This is a genomic window from Aeromonas sp. JL9, assembly GCF_024436075.1.
Lineage (GTDB): Bacteria > Pseudomonadota > Gammaproteobacteria > Enterobacterales > Aeromonadaceae > Aeromonas > Aeromonas veronii.
This window is the reverse complement of sequence record NZ_JANFNV010000013.1, coordinates 16,671-31,528: the sequence shown is the minus strand read 5'-3', so window position 1 is coordinate 31,528 and position 14,858 is coordinate 16,671. Positions and strand designations below refer to the sequence as shown.

At 59.5% G+C, this 14,858-nt stretch carries 14 protein-coding genes; 6 read left to right on the top strand and 8 right to left on the bottom strand.

Features of this window, described 5'->3' with window-relative positions; genetic code table 11:
- Positions 1-127 precede the first annotated feature (127 nt).
- From ftsX to ftsY, 3 genes are all read right to left on the bottom strand, one after another.
- Entirely contained in the window at positions 128-1,081 is a 954-nt protein-coding gene (ftsX, locus tag NOM06_RS11580) for a permease-like cell division protein FtsX (protein ID WP_040069515.1), read from the bottom strand.
- Positions 1,081-1,749 carry a cell division ATP-binding protein FtsE gene (gene ftsE / locus NOM06_RS11575; protein ID WP_005339995.1) on the bottom strand — a complete coding sequence of 223 codons (669 nt, stop codon included), beginning with the start codon at positions 1,747-1,749 and terminating at the stop codon, positions 1,081-1,083. Before ftsE ends, ftsX begins: the two co-directional genes overlap by 1 nt.
- Before the next feature lie 89 nt (positions 1,750-1,838).
- Positions 1,839-3,608 (bottom strand): signal recognition particle-docking protein FtsY, encoded by a 1,770-nt coding sequence (gene ftsY / locus NOM06_RS11570; protein WP_255911684.1) that lies wholly within the window; start codon positions 3,606-3,608, stop codon positions 1,839-1,841.
- A 110-nt stretch (positions 3,609-3,718) separates the two neighbouring features.
- Here ftsY and rsmD point away from each other — a divergent pair, with 110 nt between their 5' ends.
- Positions 3,719-4,348, top strand: coding sequence for a 16S rRNA (guanine(966)-N(2))-methyltransferase RsmD (gene rsmD, locus NOM06_RS11565; protein WP_255911683.1), 630 nt, complete (start codon positions 3,719-3,721; stop codon positions 4,346-4,348).
- On the top strand, positions 4,332-4,643 hold the full coding sequence (locus NOM06_RS11560) for a DUF1145 domain-containing protein (RefSeq protein ID WP_042052536.1): 312 nt from the start codon (positions 4,332-4,334) through the stop codon (positions 4,641-4,643). The genes rsmD and NOM06_RS11560 overlap by 17 nt, the downstream gene beginning before the upstream one ends.
- A gap of 855 nt (positions 4,644-5,498) precedes the next feature.
- Here NOM06_RS11560 and NOM06_RS11555 read toward each other — a convergent pair.
- From NOM06_RS11555 to NOM06_RS11535, 5 genes are all read right to left on the bottom strand, one after another.
- Positions 5,499-6,485 carry a YafY family protein gene (locus NOM06_RS11555; RefSeq protein WP_005339987.1) on the bottom strand — a complete coding sequence of 329 codons (987 nt, stop codon included), beginning with the start codon at positions 6,483-6,485 and terminating at the stop codon, positions 5,499-5,501.
- A 287-nt stretch (positions 6,486-6,772) separates the two neighbouring features.
- Positions 6,773-7,159, bottom strand: a complete 387-nt coding sequence (locus tag NOM06_RS11550; RefSeq protein WP_106844122.1) for a SirB2 family protein — start codon at positions 7,157-7,159, stop codon at positions 6,773-6,775.
- Complete coding sequence (locus NOM06_RS11545) at positions 7,156-9,012, bottom strand: monovalent cation:proton antiporter-2 (CPA2) family protein (protein WP_255911682.1); 1,857 nt, start codon at positions 9,010-9,012, stop codon at positions 7,156-7,158. The genes NOM06_RS11550 and NOM06_RS11545 overlap by 4 nt, the downstream gene beginning before the upstream one ends.
- Before the next feature lie 67 nt (positions 9,013-9,079).
- Complete coding sequence (locus tag NOM06_RS11540; RefSeq protein ID WP_255911681.1) at positions 9,080-9,676, bottom strand: NAD(P)H-dependent oxidoreductase; 597 nt, start codon at positions 9,674-9,676, stop codon at positions 9,080-9,082.
- 101 nt (positions 9,677-9,777) lie between these two features.
- Positions 9,778-10,620: a LysR family transcriptional regulator gene (locus NOM06_RS11535; protein WP_040098854.1), complete on the bottom strand. Its 843-nt coding sequence runs from the start codon at positions 10,618-10,620 to the stop codon at positions 9,778-9,780.
- A gap of 142 nt (positions 10,621-10,762) precedes the next feature.
- On the opposite strand from NOM06_RS11535, the gene NOM06_RS11530 reads away from it, so the two are divergent.
- From NOM06_RS11530 to NOM06_RS11515, 4 genes are all read left to right on the top strand, one after another.
- Positions 10,763-11,485, top strand: coding sequence for an SDR family oxidoreductase (locus NOM06_RS11530; protein WP_005348556.1), 723 nt, complete (start codon positions 10,763-10,765; stop codon positions 11,483-11,485).
- An 88-nt stretch (positions 11,486-11,573) separates the two neighbouring features.
- Positions 11,574-11,897 carry a hypothetical protein gene (locus NOM06_RS11525; RefSeq protein WP_219595022.1) on the top strand — a complete coding sequence of 108 codons (324 nt, stop codon included), beginning with the start codon at positions 11,574-11,576 and terminating at the stop codon, positions 11,895-11,897.
- Between the two features lie 46 nt (positions 11,898-11,943).
- Complete coding sequence (locus tag NOM06_RS11520) at positions 11,944-12,375, top strand: DUF411 domain-containing protein (RefSeq protein ID WP_005339953.1); 432 nt, start codon at positions 11,944-11,946, stop codon at positions 12,373-12,375.
- Positions 12,376-12,609: 234 nt separating this feature from the next.
- The gene (locus NOM06_RS11515; protein ID WP_255911680.1) at positions 12,610-14,763 is read left to right on the top strand and encodes a S9 family peptidase; all 2,154 of its coding nucleotides are present in this window, start codon (positions 12,610-12,612) and stop codon (positions 14,761-14,763) included.
- Positions 14,764-14,858: the final 95 nt, after the last annotated feature.

The window sequence follows — 14,858 nt, the reverse complement described above, 5'->3', positions numbered from 1 at the left end:
TCTAGCGAAGATCCGGAAGATCATTGTTATTCAGAATACTCTGACTATGGGGGCCAAGCCAGAAACGGCCCCTCTTTTACTTGATCCGCCTCTCAAAATCCAGCGATTTACTTTGATGACAAAGTAATCAGGATGGCTCGATGTCGCGAATGTGGCGATGGACCGAGAACCAGGAGGCAATCAGCCCCAGCAGGGCGCCCAGCAAGATCAGATTGATCCCGTCTATCGCCCCCATGCCAACCAGCCGGAAGTTACTGTTATACAAGCCCGCCAGCTCCTTCACCACCCCTTCGCTCCAGATCACCATCACCTCGGTCAGCCACCAGGCCAGCATGCCGCCGATCACCCCGAACCAGATACCGGTATAGAGGAAAGGGCGATGAATGAAGGAGTCGGTCGCCCCCACCAGCTTGAGCACTTCAATCTCCGAACGCTGGTTGAGGATGTTGAGACGCAGGGTATTGCCGACGATCAGCAACACGGCGGAGAGCAGCAGCACCGCGATACCGGTAATGGTGTGGCGCAGCAGGTTCATGATCCCCTGCAACCGGGTCAGCCACTGCAGATCCAGCTTGCCCTGCTCGACCCCCACTTCGTTGTTAAGCTTGCTGAGCAGCTCGGCGGCCCCTTCCGGGTTCTGCCAGCGCGGATCCGGAATGACACTCAGCACCGGCGGTAGCGGGTTGCTGTCCAGATAATCGAGGGCATCACCGAAGCCGGAGATCTCGCGAAACTCCCGCAACGCATCGTCACGACTCAGATAGGTGACCGAATCCACCTCGGGATAGAGCAGGATCCTGTGTTGCAGATCGAGAATGCTCTGCTCCGGCAGATCCTTGCGCAGGTAAAGGGAGATCTGGGAACTGCTCTGCCAGCTCCCCTCCACTACCTCGGCGTTTTTCAGCAGCACATGGAAACAGGAGGGCAGTGCCAAGCTGACGCCGAGCACCGCCAGCGTCATCAGTGAGGCGAGCGGATTGCGCCACAGCTCCCCGAGACTGGCAAACGCCTGCCGCACATGGTCAACCCCGTACATCATCAGACGGCGCAGCGGCGGTTGTTTATGACGAACGATAGCCATCAGAGCTCCTCCCCGGCCGAATACATGCGGCCCGCCTTGAGGGTCAGGGTGCGATAGCGCATACGGGCGATCAGCCCCAGATCGTGGGTGGCAATCAGTACCGAGACCCCAAAATTGTTGAACTCCTGGAATAGCCGCATGATATCCATGGAGAGCTGGGGGTCCAGGTTACCGGTCGGTTCATCCGCCAGCAGCAGCGGCGGCTTGTTGACGATGGCACGGGCGATGCCGACCCGCTGCTGTTCACCACCGGAGAGCATCCGCGGCTGGTAACGCTCCTTGCCAAGCAGCCCCACCTTGTCCAGCGCCGCCGCCACGCGCTTGTTGATATCGGCGTGGCTGTAGCCATCGATCACCAGCGGCAGCGCCACGTTGTCAAACACGGTGCGGTCCATCAGCAGGCGGTGATCCTGAAAGATCATCCCGATCTGGCGGCGAACATAGGGGATCTGGCTGCGCTGGATATGGCTGACATCATCGCCATGGAAGAAGACGCGACCATCGGTCGGACGCTCCATCACGCTGATCAGTTTGAGGAGGGTACTCTTGCCCGCCCCCGAGTGCCCGGTCAGAAAGGCCATCTCTCCCTTGCGCAGGTGAAAGCTGACCTTTTGCAGCGCCTGATGGCCGCCGCTGTATACCTTGCTGACCTTGTCAAAACGAATCATAACGGTTCCCTGAAATTGACAAACCCCGACCGGAGTCGGGGCATGGAACACTTACTCATCACGGCTGAGCTGACTCATCGCGGCCGGACTTATTCATCGCGGCTAAAGAGCGCCTCGATGAAGTCATTGGCAACGAAGGGACGCAGATCGTCGATCCCCTCGCCCACCCCGATATAGCGGATCGGGATCTGGAACTTGTCGGCCACCGCGAAGATGACGCCGCCCTTGGCCGTGCCATCCAGCTTGGTGAGGGTGATGCCGGTCAGGCCAACCGCCTCGCTGAACAGTTTGGCCTGGCTCAGGGCATTCTGGCCGGTGCCGGCGTCCAGCGTCAGCATGATCTCGTGGGGCGCCTCTTCATCCAGCTTCTTCATCACCCGCACCACCTTCTTGAGCTCTTCCATCAGGTTGCTCTTGTTCTGCAGGCGACCGGCGGTGTCGGCGATCAGCACATCAGCCCCGCGGGAGCGGGCGGCCTCGATGGCGTCATAAATGACGGAAGCGGAGTCGGCACCGGTATGCTGGGCAATCACCGGAATGTTGTTGCGCTGACCCCAAACCTGCAGCTGTTCGACCGCTGCGGCACGGAAGGTGTCACCCGCCGCCAGCATCACGCTCTTGCCTTCCGCCTGGAACTGCTTGGCCAGCTTGCCGATGGTGGTGGTCTTGCCGACGCCGTTTACGCCGACCATCAGGATCACATAAGGCTTCTTGCTGGTGTCGATCACCAGCGGCTGTTCGACCTTGGCCAGCATCTCGCCCATGTCCTGCTTGAGCAGACCGTAGAGCGCCTCGGCATCCTTGAGCTGCTTGCGATCCGCGTGCTGCACCAACCCCTCGATGATGCGGGTGGTGGTGTCGACGCCGAGATCGGCGGTCAGCAACTGGGTTTCCAGCTCTTCAAACAGCTCGTCGTCGATCTTCTTGCCACGGAACAGGCCGAAGAAACCGGAACCGATATTCTCCTTGGTGCGCACCAGACTGCGCTTGAGGCGAGCAAAGAAGCCCTCCCGCTGCGGTTTGTCCTGGGTGTCGTCGTCCACCTTGGCGGCCAGCGGCAGAGCAGCCAGTGCAGCGGCCTCAGCCTCCATCGCGGCGACCAGGCGCATATCTTCCGCTCGCTGGGCCTCTTTGGCGATACGGGCTTCTTCCGCAGCCTGAGCTTCGGCGGCAATGCGAGCTTCTTCCGCAGCACGGGCTTCGGCAGCAATACGGGCCTCTTCAGCGGCGCGGGCTTCGGCAGCAATACGCGCCTCTTCCGCGGCGCGAGCCTCGGCAGCAATACGAGCCTCTTCTGCAGCGCGGGCTTCGGCAGCGATACGAGCATCTTCTGCAGCGCGGGCTTCGGCAGCGATACGAGCCTCTTCCGCGGCGCGAGCTTCGGCGGCAATGCGCGCCTCTTCCGCGGCACGGGCTTCGGCAGCGATACGTGCCTCTTCTGCAGCGCGAGCCTCAGCAGCAATACGAGCCTCTTCGGCTGCCTTGACCTCAGCGGCTTGCGCCTCTACTGCAGTGCGAGCGGCTTCAGCGGCACGCTCCTCTTCGGCGATCAGCGCTTCGTTGACGATCACCGGCTCCAGATCGGAGGCGCACTCCTCCACCACCAGCGGGCCGTGATCGTCCAGCTCGGTCGGCAGGCAGCAATCATCTTGCAAAACGGGATTCTGTGCGCTGGCAGGCACTTCGGGGGCAACAGCCGGCGTACTATCGGAAACAGTTATATCGGAAACGGGAGCGGGGGTAGCAGTGACCTCGGGCTCAACGGTAACGGGGGTGGCTTGGGGTGTCTGTGGTTGGACAGCCTCAGCCTCTTCTTTCTTGCGGCCGAAACCCAGCCAGGAAAACAAACCTTTTGCCATCTAAAAATACTCACATCAAAGGCTGACTGCTAAGATAGCCGTCCCTTGGCGGGTCGGCATAAAAATGAACCGCCTTATACTACCACTTTATTTTCTGACGATGAAACGCGATGCCCAGAGTGAAATCCAGCCGTAGCAACCCGAGCAAGAGTCCCGCCCCGCAAGGAAAATCGGGCTTTGTAAGAATCATCAGCGGCCAGTGGCGAGGCCGCAAATTGCCGGTCAAGGATGTGGAGGGGCTCAGACCCACCACTGATCGCGTCAAGGAGACCATCTTCAACTGGCTGGCCCCCCACATTCGCGGCACCCGCTGCCTGGATCTGTTTGCCGGTAGCGGCGGACTCGGACTGGAGGCGCTGTCGCGCTATGCCGAGCAGGTGACCCTGATCGAAATGGACAAGGGGGCCGCCGACCAGATCAAGAAGAACCTGACCGCCCTCGGTAGCAGTCAGGGTCAGGTGATCCAGTCAGATGCAGTGAGCTGGCTGCAAGGCCCGGCCACGCCGTTTGATCTGGTGTTCCTCGATCCACCGTTTCGCCGCGAGCTGCTGCCGCAAGTGTGCGAACTGCTGGAGCTGCGCGGCTGGCTGGCGCCGGACGCCCTCATCTATCTGGAGCGGGAGAAGGAGATGGCCGATCTGGCGCTGCCCGCCAACTGGCAGTTACTCAAGGACAAACAAGCAGGTCAGGTCTGCTATCAACTCTATCTAAGAGAGGTAAACAATGAAGCGAGTCTTTAATCTGTTGGCGATGGGGCTGATATTGTTCTTCTGGTTTGGCGTGCTGATGAGCCTGATTGCCCCGCTGCCCGGCAAACTCAACGGCTTTCTGCCAGTCTGCGGCGTGATCGTCGCCCTGCTGCACTGGCTGCAGGCCAGCATGATCAAGGCAGCTTGCAAACGCTACTTCGCTGTCACCAAGGCCGAATTTGTCACTGTGCTGATCTTTGGTGTGTTTGGCATGGTCGACATTCGTCAGCGCCTGCAAGAGATCGTCAACGCCGCCCAGCGCGGCAATCTCTCGGACAAACCATAAAAGAAAAGGGGACGGCGGTAGCCGTCCCCTAGAGTCGTGTCGTCCTGTCCGTAGAACTGCAATGCTCCCTGCAATCCCTGACGTTATCCTAATCCTTTGGAATATCCCCTTTCCAATCCGTTGGCGTGTCCTGCGGCGTTCCTGGCCTGGCAATTCATCCTGAACTGCTTCCCTGTCTCCATCCTGGAGGTGTCCATTACCACGTCCTGTGGGGTTCCTTACGTCTTCCTGACAGATAACCATCCGGGTTATCTCACTTCATCCTGAAGTATTCCTCTCGCATCCGGCGAGGTCCTGTTCATCCTGAAGAACGAGGTTCCGTTCGTTCTGCTCCCATCCCGAGAGTGTCCTGCCGCATCCCGCAGTGTTCCTTTATTCATCCGTGACGATAACCATCCTGATTATCGAACTCATTCTGAGGTATCCCTTGTCCACATCCTGCGGACTATTCCATCTTTATGCGCTGCCCTGCATCCTGCCGGACCAGCTTCGTCCTTGTGATACCCATACTAAGGAAATGTGCACCCCGAACAAGGGCTATCCGATGATAAAGATCCGATGCGGCTCCCATCTCAAAAAACGAACTTAAAAACTAATCCTTTAATATCAGTTAGTTATTTAGTTTCACGGGAAAGCTCGATCATTCTGGCATGGCTTCGCGTACGGCTCAAAGCGCCAGCCTCTTACAGTCGCTATGGCAGATCTCTTACACGGGTTTCGCCCCCAAAAACGGGGCAGGACAACGGTTCAATCCTGACGTTAAGACTTAAAAATTAGTTGAATAAATATGCTTAAAAAAACCGCAAAAAAAAGAGCCGAGGCCAGGCTCGACTCTTCAACATTCCAATTTTTTAATCAGCTCAAGCGGTTGGCCGGATTGAGATAGGCCTTGCGCAACGATTCCGGCGCCAGCACCTCCAGTTCACCGCCGATGTTGTTCAACCAGCTGCGAAACTCCGGGGTGTCCTGCACTTCGGTCTCCACCACCACGCTGCGCTTGTCATAGCGGGTCATGCGCGGATTGTTGCCGGGGATCTGGTTATCCACCAGCGACTGGCTGTTGGCATCGATCCGGCCGACGAAGCGGATCGGGCCGCTCACATCCTGATAGCCCTGATCGCGGATCAGCTTCTGGATATTGAAATCCTTCGGCTGGGTGGCGCTGAAGTTGGTTAGCTCCACGTTCTTGATATGGTCAAACGGGATGCCGTAGACCTTGGGATCCAGCTCGGAGAGGGTGCAGAGCAGGATCGGACCGTCCGGCTGATTGAGAATGCCGAGCGGGTTGATACGGTCGTAGCAGAGCCACACGGTGCGCTCTTTGATCACGCGCTGGATCTCGGCACTGAACTTGCGACCACGCCAGAGCGCATCGCGGATCAGGGTGCTGCGGCGGATCTCCGGGTTGCCGGCAAACGGGCGCGGTGACTGGTGGACACTCTCCAGCCAGCGTTCGGCCAGTTCACTCTGGCTGTCGCGGATCACCTGGCTCGCCTTGTCAACCAGCGGGTTCAATTCGGTCAGTACACTCGCCGGCAACAGTTGGCTCGCCTGATCACTCCAGGTTTTCAAGGCAACCGCCAGCGAGAGCGGCATGATATTGGCAAAGTCGTTGAGGCCGTGGCGCTCGAAGCACCAGCCATGGGGTTTGCTGCGCTCGTCCGAGGTGAGGTCGAACAGTCCCATGCCGGACATCTCCTCCAGGTCCCGTTGCACGGTACGCAGACTGACGTGGATGCCTTCCTCTTCCAGTTTTACCTGGAGTTGGCTGGCGGTCAGCTTGTAAGGGCGGTGCGGGATGCAACGCGCCAAGGTCAGTTGTCGTAACAGCTTCTTGCTCATGGTGCTTGCCTTCACTGGTTTAGCGTTGACTGTATGCTAGTCGTGACTTGCGACAGTCTATGTCGCAAGTTTTGCTGCGACAACTGTCGCCATTTTCATACAAAACACTCTAAGCGCTTGATTTATAAAGACAATGCACTCAAAAAAGGAGCCGCTAGAGGCTAAAATTAGCCAAAAATCCCTCAAATGAAAGTTCTATCTTGCGATTTTTTGTTAGCATAAAACTCCGATTAATTAATTCATCACAGAATATGATTTCAGGGGAGAGCATGACTCTCCCCTTTTGCTCACATCAGCCACGACCAGGCTGACTTGGTGATGGCCGCACCGACCATGTAGCCAAACACCGCAAGCGCTGCCACACCGGCCACCAGCTTCTGACCGCGGGCCGGGCGCTTGAGTGCCATCACACCCAGACCGATATAGAGCACCAGTGCAATCAGCTTGGCCATCAGCCAGGGTTGTTGGCCGGGGCTCAACTGCAAGGCCACCGCCAGCAACACACCAAACAGCAGCAGGAAGGTGTCGTTGATATGCGGCAGGATCTTCAGCCACCTCTGCTGCAACCGATCGCTGCCGGCCAGCGCCAGACTCCAGCGATAGATAAAGAGCAGCAGACTGACCAGCGCCAGCGTCATATGCAGGTGTTTGAACATGGGGTAATAGGCAATCATTTTGCTTCCTTGTCGTCGTCGGGTAGCCCGCTGTTCCAGTTGTGGGCATGGATACGCTCCTGCCCCTCCTCGTCGTCTTGCAACAGATCGGAGAGGATCTCCCGGTATTGCAGGCTCTTGTTGATATAAGTGTGTTCGTCGTCCAGATAGTTGACCTGCTCACGCAACAGCCAGTTATCGTGCTGCTTGAAGGTCTGCCCCGCCCGCCAGGCCTGGTTGGCCCGAAAACCGAGCTGGGTCAGGGCTTCCACCCCCAGATCGACCGCCGAGCCCAAGGTTTCCCGATGCACGCTCTCGACCCCGTGCCGCAGGATCTCGTGAGCATGGGGTCGATCCAGCGCTCGCGCCAGGATCTTCAGGTGCGGGAAGTGCTTCTGCACCATCTCGATCACTGCCAGCGAGGTGGCGGGATCGTTGATGGAGAGCACCAGCAGCTTCGCCTTGTGCGCCCCTGCGGCATGGAGCAGATCGATCCGGCTGGCATCGCCATAGAAGACTTGATAGCCATACTTGCGCAGGGTCTCTATCTGGCTGGCATCCTGCTCGAGGATGGTGGTACCGATGCCGTGACCGTGCAGCAGACGCCCCACGATCTGACCGAAGCGGCCGAAGCCCGCGATGATCACCGGATGCTCCACCAGCTCCGGCTGCTCATGCTGCGGCGCGTCGCTCTGATTACGGTAATCGAACCAGGGCTGGATCACCCGATCGTTGAGGATCAGCAGCAGCGGGGTGAGCGCCATGGAGAGCGCCACCACCAGCGTCAGCAGCGAGATGGTCTCACCGGGCAGCACCCGGTTCTGGGCGGCAAACGAGAAGAGCACGAAGGCAAACTCGCCCCCCTGCGCCAACGCCAGCGCGAAGGTCCAGCGTTGACTCGGCGAGATGCGGATAATGAAGCCTAGCGTCATCAGCACCAGCCATTTGAGCACCATCAGGCCAACGACCAGAGTAGGTATCAGGAAGGGGTGCTCGGCAAACAGCCCGAAGTCGATCCCCGCCCCCACCGACATAAAGAACAGGCCAAGCAGCAAGCCCTTGAACGGCTCAATGTCCGCCTCCAGCTCGTGACGGTATTCGCTGTCGGCCAGCACCACCCCGGCGAGGAAGGAGCCAAGAGCAGGCGAAAGCCCCACCGACTCCATCAACACAGCGATAGCGATCACCAGCAGCAGGGCGGCAGCGACGAAGATCTCCCGCATATGGGACTGGGCAATGGCCCGGAACACCGGCCGCATCAGATAGTGGCCACCCAGCACGATGCCAGAGATAGCCGCCACCACCAGCAGGCCATGCTGCCAGCCCGCCAGCTCGGAGCTGCCATTGTTGCTCACCGGCGCCATGGCCAGTAGTGGCAGGATCGCCAGAATTGGAATGACGGCGATGTCCTGAAACAGCAGCACGGCAAAGGCGGAGCGACCGCTCTCGCTCTGCATCAGCTTGCGCTCCTGCAGGCTCTGCAACACGATGGCGGTGGAGGAGAGCGCCAGAATGAGGCCGATGGCCAGCCCCTGTTGCAGCGGCAGACCGATCAGGTGCGCCACACCGGTCAGCGCCGCCGTGGTGAGCAGCACCTGCAGGCCGCCAGTGCCGAGGATCGGCCCCTTCAACTGCCACAAGAGGGCCGGACGCAATTCAAGGCCGACCAGAAACAGCATCAGCACCACGCCAAACTCGGCGAAGTGCATCACATCCTTCTGCTCGCCCACCAGCCCCAGCAGAAAGGGGCCTATGATGATCCCCGCCAGCAGGTAGCCGAGCACCGAACCCAACCCCCAGCGCTTGGCGAGCGGCACCGCGATGACGGCGGCGGAGAGGTAGATAAAGGCATCAAACAGGATCCCGTGGCCCATCAGTCAGCCCTCCGTGTGAACATCTGGTCCGGCTCATAAGCTCGGCCAACAAGCTGCCCGTGTTTCATCAGAGCACCTCCAGCAAGTCGCGTAGATAAGGACGCCCGGCCAGTTGCTCCGGGGTCAACTGATCGTCACGCAGGGCGCAGAGCAACTGGCGATAATCCTGACCGCAGCGGCGCAGGGCGGCGGGATCCTTGATCTTGTGGAACGAGTGGAGCACAAAAGGCGGCAGCCAGTTCATGCCGCACAAGGTGGCAGCCTGCTGAAATGGCAGCAGAAAATCGAGCAACGGTCGGCTGTTGTAACCCTCGCTGCAGTAGGACTCCGGCGCCCCGCCGGTGGTGATGGCGCTCAGCCACTGCTTGCCCTTGAGGGTGTGGGCTTCGGGGCCGTAGGCATAGCCATACTCCAGCACCAGATCCATCCATTCTTTCATGATGGCCGGGCAGGAGTACCAGTAAAACGGGTGCTGAAAGACGATGATGTCGTGATCACAGAGCAGCGCCTGCTCCCGCTTCACATCGATGAACATATCGGGATAGTGCTGGTAGAGGTCGTGAACCGTGACCCCCTCCAGCCCCTCAATCGCCTGCAATAGCTGCTTGTTGGCCCGCGAGCTCTGCAGTGCGGGATGGGAAAAAATTACCAGAATGCGTTTCATGACTACATCACCCGAACAAAGCCTTGCGGTGCAAGGCGCGGTAAACAGAAAAGGGGAGTCTGGGGAGCTGCATCGTAAAGGTGCACAGGAAAGCGACCTTATCAGGAAGCGCCATAACCTGCCAACTCGGGTATCAGCTCCCGCAGCGCCGGATTGAGGGTCTGGTGGGCGGGATAGCAGAGCCCGATCCGGCGAAACATCCGCGGCCCGCTCACCGGCAGGGTGCAAAGCCCCGCTTCATCCTCCACCAGCCCGTCCGGCAGAAAACTGATGCCGACCCCCGCCAGCACCAGCGCCATCACCAACCCCTTGCTCTCGGCCTTGGCCACCAGATTGAGGGTAAGCCGGTCACAGGCCAGCAGGCCGATAGTCTGCTGATGGGCTTCGCAGGGCGGGCACTCAATAAAATCATAATGTTGCAGCTCGGCCAGCTCGATCCTTTCGCGACTTGCAAGGGGATGGTCGACCGGCACACAGAGCACGTAATCCTCCTCCCAGAGCGGCAGAAAGATCTCGTCCTCCCGGCGCAAGGCATCCAGCGTCAAGCGGCAGTCGGCGGGTGTGGTGTAGTCGGAGAGGGTGAGATCCAGTTGCGGCAACACGCGCTGTACTTGCTGCAACAGCCCGGCCACCCGGCGGCGACTCAAGTCCGGCATGATGGCGATATTGAGCCTCGCACGCGTCGCTTTCTGGCGAAACAGCTCCGGCAAACGGCGCGCCTCCTCCACCAGCTTGACCGCGTGGGGATAGAGATAGTGGGCCGGATCTTTCGCCACCACCCCCTTCTTGCCGCGGATGAAGAGGCTGTCGCCGAGCGCCTCTTCCAGCTGGCGCAGCCCCGCCGAGAGGGAGGGCTGGCTGACGTGGCAGCGCTCGGCCGCCGCCGTGATGTTTTTCTCTTCATAGATGGCGATGAAGAAACGCAGCAATCTCAGGTCCAGCATAAACCAACCATAGTTTTTTCAGATGATAACCAGCGGAAAACAATATTTATCACTTATAGATGCAGTGACTATAGTGATTGGGTTCCGTGCTGGCCAGCCACCTGTTTGCTCAAACCGACTCTTGAATCAGAAGGAAAGACCCATGTCCAAATCTCTCGTCGTGATCACCGGTGCCTCCGCCGGGATCGGTGCCGCCATCGCCCGTGCCTTCTCTGCCGCCGGTCATCCGCTGCTACTGCTGGCCCGCCGGGTCGAGCCGATGCAGGCGCTGAACCTGCCCGATACCCTCTGCATCGGGGTCGATGTGACCGACACCGCCGCCATGAAAGCCGCCGTCCAGCAGGCAGAAGCCAAATTTGGCCCGGTCGGCTGCATGGTCAACAACGCCGGCGTCATGCTGCTGGGTCAGGCCGATGTGCAGGATCCCGCCGAGTGGCAGCAGATGCTCAACATCAACGTGATGGGGGTACTGAACGGCGTCCACGCGGTGCTGGCAGGCATGAAAGAGCGCCGCAGCGGCACCATCATCAACATCAGCTCCATCGCCGGTCGCAAGACCTTCCCGAACCATGCTGCCTACTGCGCCACCAAGTTCGCCGTGCACGCCCTGACCGAGAACATCCGGGAAGAGGTGGCCGATGTCGGCGTGCGGATGGTGACCATTGCCCCGGGTGCGGTCGAGACCGAGCTGCTCAGCCACACCACTGACGAGAGCATCAAGGCCGGTTACCACGACTGGAAAGATCAGATGGGCGGCGTCATTGCGCCGGAAGTGATCGCCGATGCCGTGCTCTACGCCTGGAACCAGCCTGCCAACGTCTGCGTGCGCGAGATCGTGCTGGCGGCGACCCGTCAGCAACCTTAATCCTGGCTGACTGACACCATGGGGAGGGCTTGACCCTCCCCCGGGGCACAGGGTTACCATGTGCCCCTTGTTTTTTCCGAGTCATTCCATGGTTCTCACCCGTCGCCAACTCGATCACGCCCGTCGCTGGCTCCCCTTGTGGAGTCTGGTGCTGGTGTTGATGTCGTTTGGCAGCCGGGCCGCAACCGACCTCTGTACCCTGACTACCCACTGCAGCCAGAGCGAGCGTACCCTGGAAAAAGCGATGCCCTGCGGCAGCTTTACCACCGCCCTCTCGATGACGCTGGTAGGCAGCGACAGCCTGACGGTCGCCGTGCTGGAACCGGATACCCCCGACTTCGCCTCCCCCTCTCTCTTTATGCCGGACGCCCCGTGCGAGCGGCTCGAACGTCCCCCACGCACCCAGATCTGAAACGCATCCCGTATCGGGCATCTTTTCTTTCAATCTGAGGTGAGTGATGTACAAACCCCTGTTACTGGCCATGCTGGCCGGTACCGTCAGCTTTTCGGCTCTCGCGGCCGAGAAGATGACCGTCTACAAATCCAAATATTGTGGCTGCTGCCAAAGCTGGAACGAGCACATGGAGCAGAATGGCTTCGAACTGGAGGTCATCGAAACCGAACAGCTCGGCGCAGTGAAGCAGCAATACGGTATCGCGCCGGAACTGGCTTCCTGCCATACCGGTATCGTAAATGGCTATGTGATCGAGGGGCATGTACCGGCCGCCGATGTGCAGAAGCTGCTCAGGGAAAAACCGGCAATCCGTGGCCTGACCATTCCGGGCATGCCCCAGAGTGCGCCGGGCATGGATATTCCTGGCCATCCCTATGAGGTACTGAGTATCAGCAACGAGGGCGCGACCAACCGCTGGTCGAGCTACCCCGGCTGACGAAAACTGGCCATGAGAGGGCACTCCCATATCATGTGAGGCACACCTGAGCGGACTCTTGCCGCTCATGGCCAGAAAGAGGGCCGCTATCGCGAGATAGCGGCTTTTTTTGATTACATTTCCTGCAATAACAAGGGATTGCTTGCAACCACCGGCAACAAGGGGCAGATTTAACGCCAATTCATGGAGCCGATGCTCAGGTCTACCAACCCTTTCCAGCGCCAAGGATGCGACATGTTTACCTTTTCCCGAGGAGTTCTGCTGCTAGCCTTTCTGACAGTTCTCCCCCCCACTTATGCCAATGAAGAGCCCGCCATGCTGACAAGCGAACATCCAATCCAGCCGCCCGTGGCCGCCAAACATCCCCGCACTCTGAAAAAACACGGGGATACCCGCATCGACAACTACTACTGGCTGCGTGACGACGAGCGGCAGAAGCCCGAGGTGTTGGACTATCTCAAGGCCGAGAACGCCTATACCGAGGCCATCCTCAAGCCGACCCAACCCCTGCGCGAACAGCTTTACAAAGAGATGGTCGCCCGCATCCCCCAGCAGGATGAGTCGGTACCCTATGTGAAGAACGGCTACCGCTACCAGACCCGCTATGAGCCGGGCAAGGAGTACGGGATCTACTCGCGCACCAAGCTCGGTGAAGAGCAGGCGAGTCTGCTGCTCGACAGCAACCTGCGGGCTGAAGGGCACGAGTTCTATGCCCTCGGCGCCCTTGAGGTGAGCCGCAACAACCGCTGGCTGGCGGTGGCGGAAGATTTCCTCTCCCGTCGTCAGTACCAGATCCAGTTCCTCGATCTGGAGAGCGGCCAGTGGGCCACCGACAAACTGGAAAATACCTCCGGCAATCTGGTGTGGGCCAACGACAACAAGACCGTCTTCTATGTGCGCAAGCACCCGCAGACACTGCTGCCCTATCAGGTCTATCGCCACACGCTCGGGACGGATCCGGCCACGGACAAGCTGGTCTACGAGGAGAAGGATGACTCCTTCTACGTCAGCCTCTACGCCACCACCTCGGAAGATTTCATCGTCATCGCCCTCTCCAGCACCACCACAGGCGAAGCGCGGCTGATCGATGCCAACCAGCCGGAGCACGCCCCACGCCTGTTCCTGCCCCGTCAGGTGGATCACGAATACAGCCTGGATCACTACCGCGGCCGCTTCTATGTGCGCTCCAACAAGGATGGCAAGAACTTCGGCCTCTACGAGACCAAGGAGAGCCCGGTCGATCGCTGGAAGGCGGTGATCGCCCCCAATCCGGACGTGCTGCTGGAGAGCTACGCCCTGTTCAAGGATTGGCTGGTACTGGAAGAGCGCAACAAGGGGCTGACCCGACTGCGCCAGATCAACTGGCAGAGCGGTGACGAGAAGGAGATCGCCTTCGACGATCCCGCTTATGTCACCTGGCTCGCCTACAACCCGGAGCCGGATACCAGCGCCCTGCGCTATGGCTACTCCTCCATGACCACCCCCGCTTCTACCTATGAGCTGGACATGGCGAGCGGCAAGCGTACCCTGCTCAAGCAACAGCCGGTGGCCGGCTTCAAGGCCGATCAGTACGCCAGCGAGCGGCTCTGGGTGACCGCCCGCGACGGCGTATCGGTGCCGGTGTCGCTGGTCTATCGCAAGGATAAGTTCAAGAAAGAGCAGGCCGATGCGCCCAAGAATCCGCTGCTGGTCTATGGCTATGGATCCTACGGCGCCAGCATGGATCCCGACTTCAGCAGCTCGCGCCTGAGCCTGCTGGACAGAGGCTTCGTCTACGCCATCGCCCATATCCGGGGTGGCGAAGAGCTGGGCCGTCACTGGTACGAAGATGGCAAGTTGCTGAAAAAGCAGAACACCTTCAATGACTTTATCGATGTCACCAAGGCGCTGGTGGAGCAAGGCTACGGGGCCAGGGATCAGGTCTACGCCATGGGCGGCAGCGCCGGCGGCCTGCTGATGGGGGCGGTCATCAATCAGGCGCCCGAGCTCTATCGCGGCGTGGTGGCGCAGGTGCCGTTCGTCGATGTGGTCACCACCATGCTGGACGAGTCGATCCCCCTCACCACCGGAGAGTATGACGAGTGGGGCAACCCGAACCAGAAGCGCTACTACGACTACATGAAGAGCTACAGCCCCTACGATCAGGTCAAGGCACAAGCCTACCCCAACCTGCTGGTCACCACCGGACTGCACGACTCTCAAGTGCAGTATTGGGAGCCCGCCAAGTGGGTCGCCAAGCTGCGCGAGCTGAAGACGGATGATAACAAGTTGTTACTGAACACCGACATGGACGCCGGCCACGGTGGCAAGTCGGGCCGCTTCAAAGCCTACGAAGATATCGCGCTGGAGTACGCCTTTATCCTGGATCTGGCCACCGCGGCCAACTGATCCAGTATGACCCCGGCCCTTGTCACGCAAGGGCCACATAAGAATCCCACCCTAGTTTTTCCCTCTTCCATTTCCCTTCATATCAAATTAATCTT

Coding starts and splice junctions, on each gene's coding strand:
- ftsX (WP_040069515.1), bottom strand. CDS start 1,081: ATGGCTATCGTTCGTCATAAACAACCGCCGCTGCGCCGTCTGATGATG.
- ftsE (WP_005339995.1), bottom strand. CDS start 1,749: ATGATTCGTTTTGACAAGGTCAGCAAGGTATACAGCGGCGGCCATCAG.
- ftsY (WP_255911684.1), bottom strand. CDS start 3,608: ATGGCAAAAGGTTTGTTTTCCTGGCTGGGTTTCGGCCGCAAGAAAGAA.
- rsmD (WP_255911683.1), top strand. CDS start 3,719: ATGCCCAGAGTGAAATCCAGCCGTAGCAACCCGAGCAAGAGTCCCGCC.
- NOM06_RS11560 (WP_042052536.1), top strand. CDS start 4,332: ATGAAGCGAGTCTTTAATCTGTTGGCGATGGGGCTGATATTGTTCTTC.
- NOM06_RS11555 (WP_005339987.1), bottom strand. CDS start 6,485: ATGAGCAAGAAGCTGTTACGACAACTGACCTTGGCGCGTTGCATCCCG.
- NOM06_RS11550 (WP_106844122.1), bottom strand. CDS start 7,159: ATGATTGCCTATTACCCCATGTTCAAACACCTGCATATGACGCTGGCG.
- NOM06_RS11545 (WP_255911682.1), bottom strand. CDS start 9,012: ATGGGCCACGGGATCCTGTTTGATGCCTTTATCTACCTCTCCGCCGCC.
- NOM06_RS11540 (WP_255911681.1), bottom strand. CDS start 9,676: ATGAAACGCATTCTGGTAATTTTTTCCCATCCCGCACTGCAGAGCTCG.
- NOM06_RS11535 (WP_040098854.1), bottom strand. CDS start 10,620: ATGCTGGACCTGAGATTGCTGCGTTTCTTCATCGCCATCTATGAAGAG.
- NOM06_RS11530 (WP_005348556.1), top strand. CDS start 10,763: ATGTCCAAATCTCTCGTCGTGATCACCGGTGCCTCCGCCGGGATCGGT.
- NOM06_RS11525 (WP_219595022.1), top strand. CDS start 11,574: ATGGTTCTCACCCGTCGCCAACTCGATCACGCCCGTCGCTGGCTCCCC.
- NOM06_RS11520 (WP_005339953.1), top strand. CDS start 11,944: ATGTACAAACCCCTGTTACTGGCCATGCTGGCCGGTACCGTCAGCTTT.
- NOM06_RS11515 (WP_255911680.1), top strand. CDS start 12,610: ATGTTTACCTTTTCCCGAGGAGTTCTGCTGCTAGCCTTTCTGACAGTT.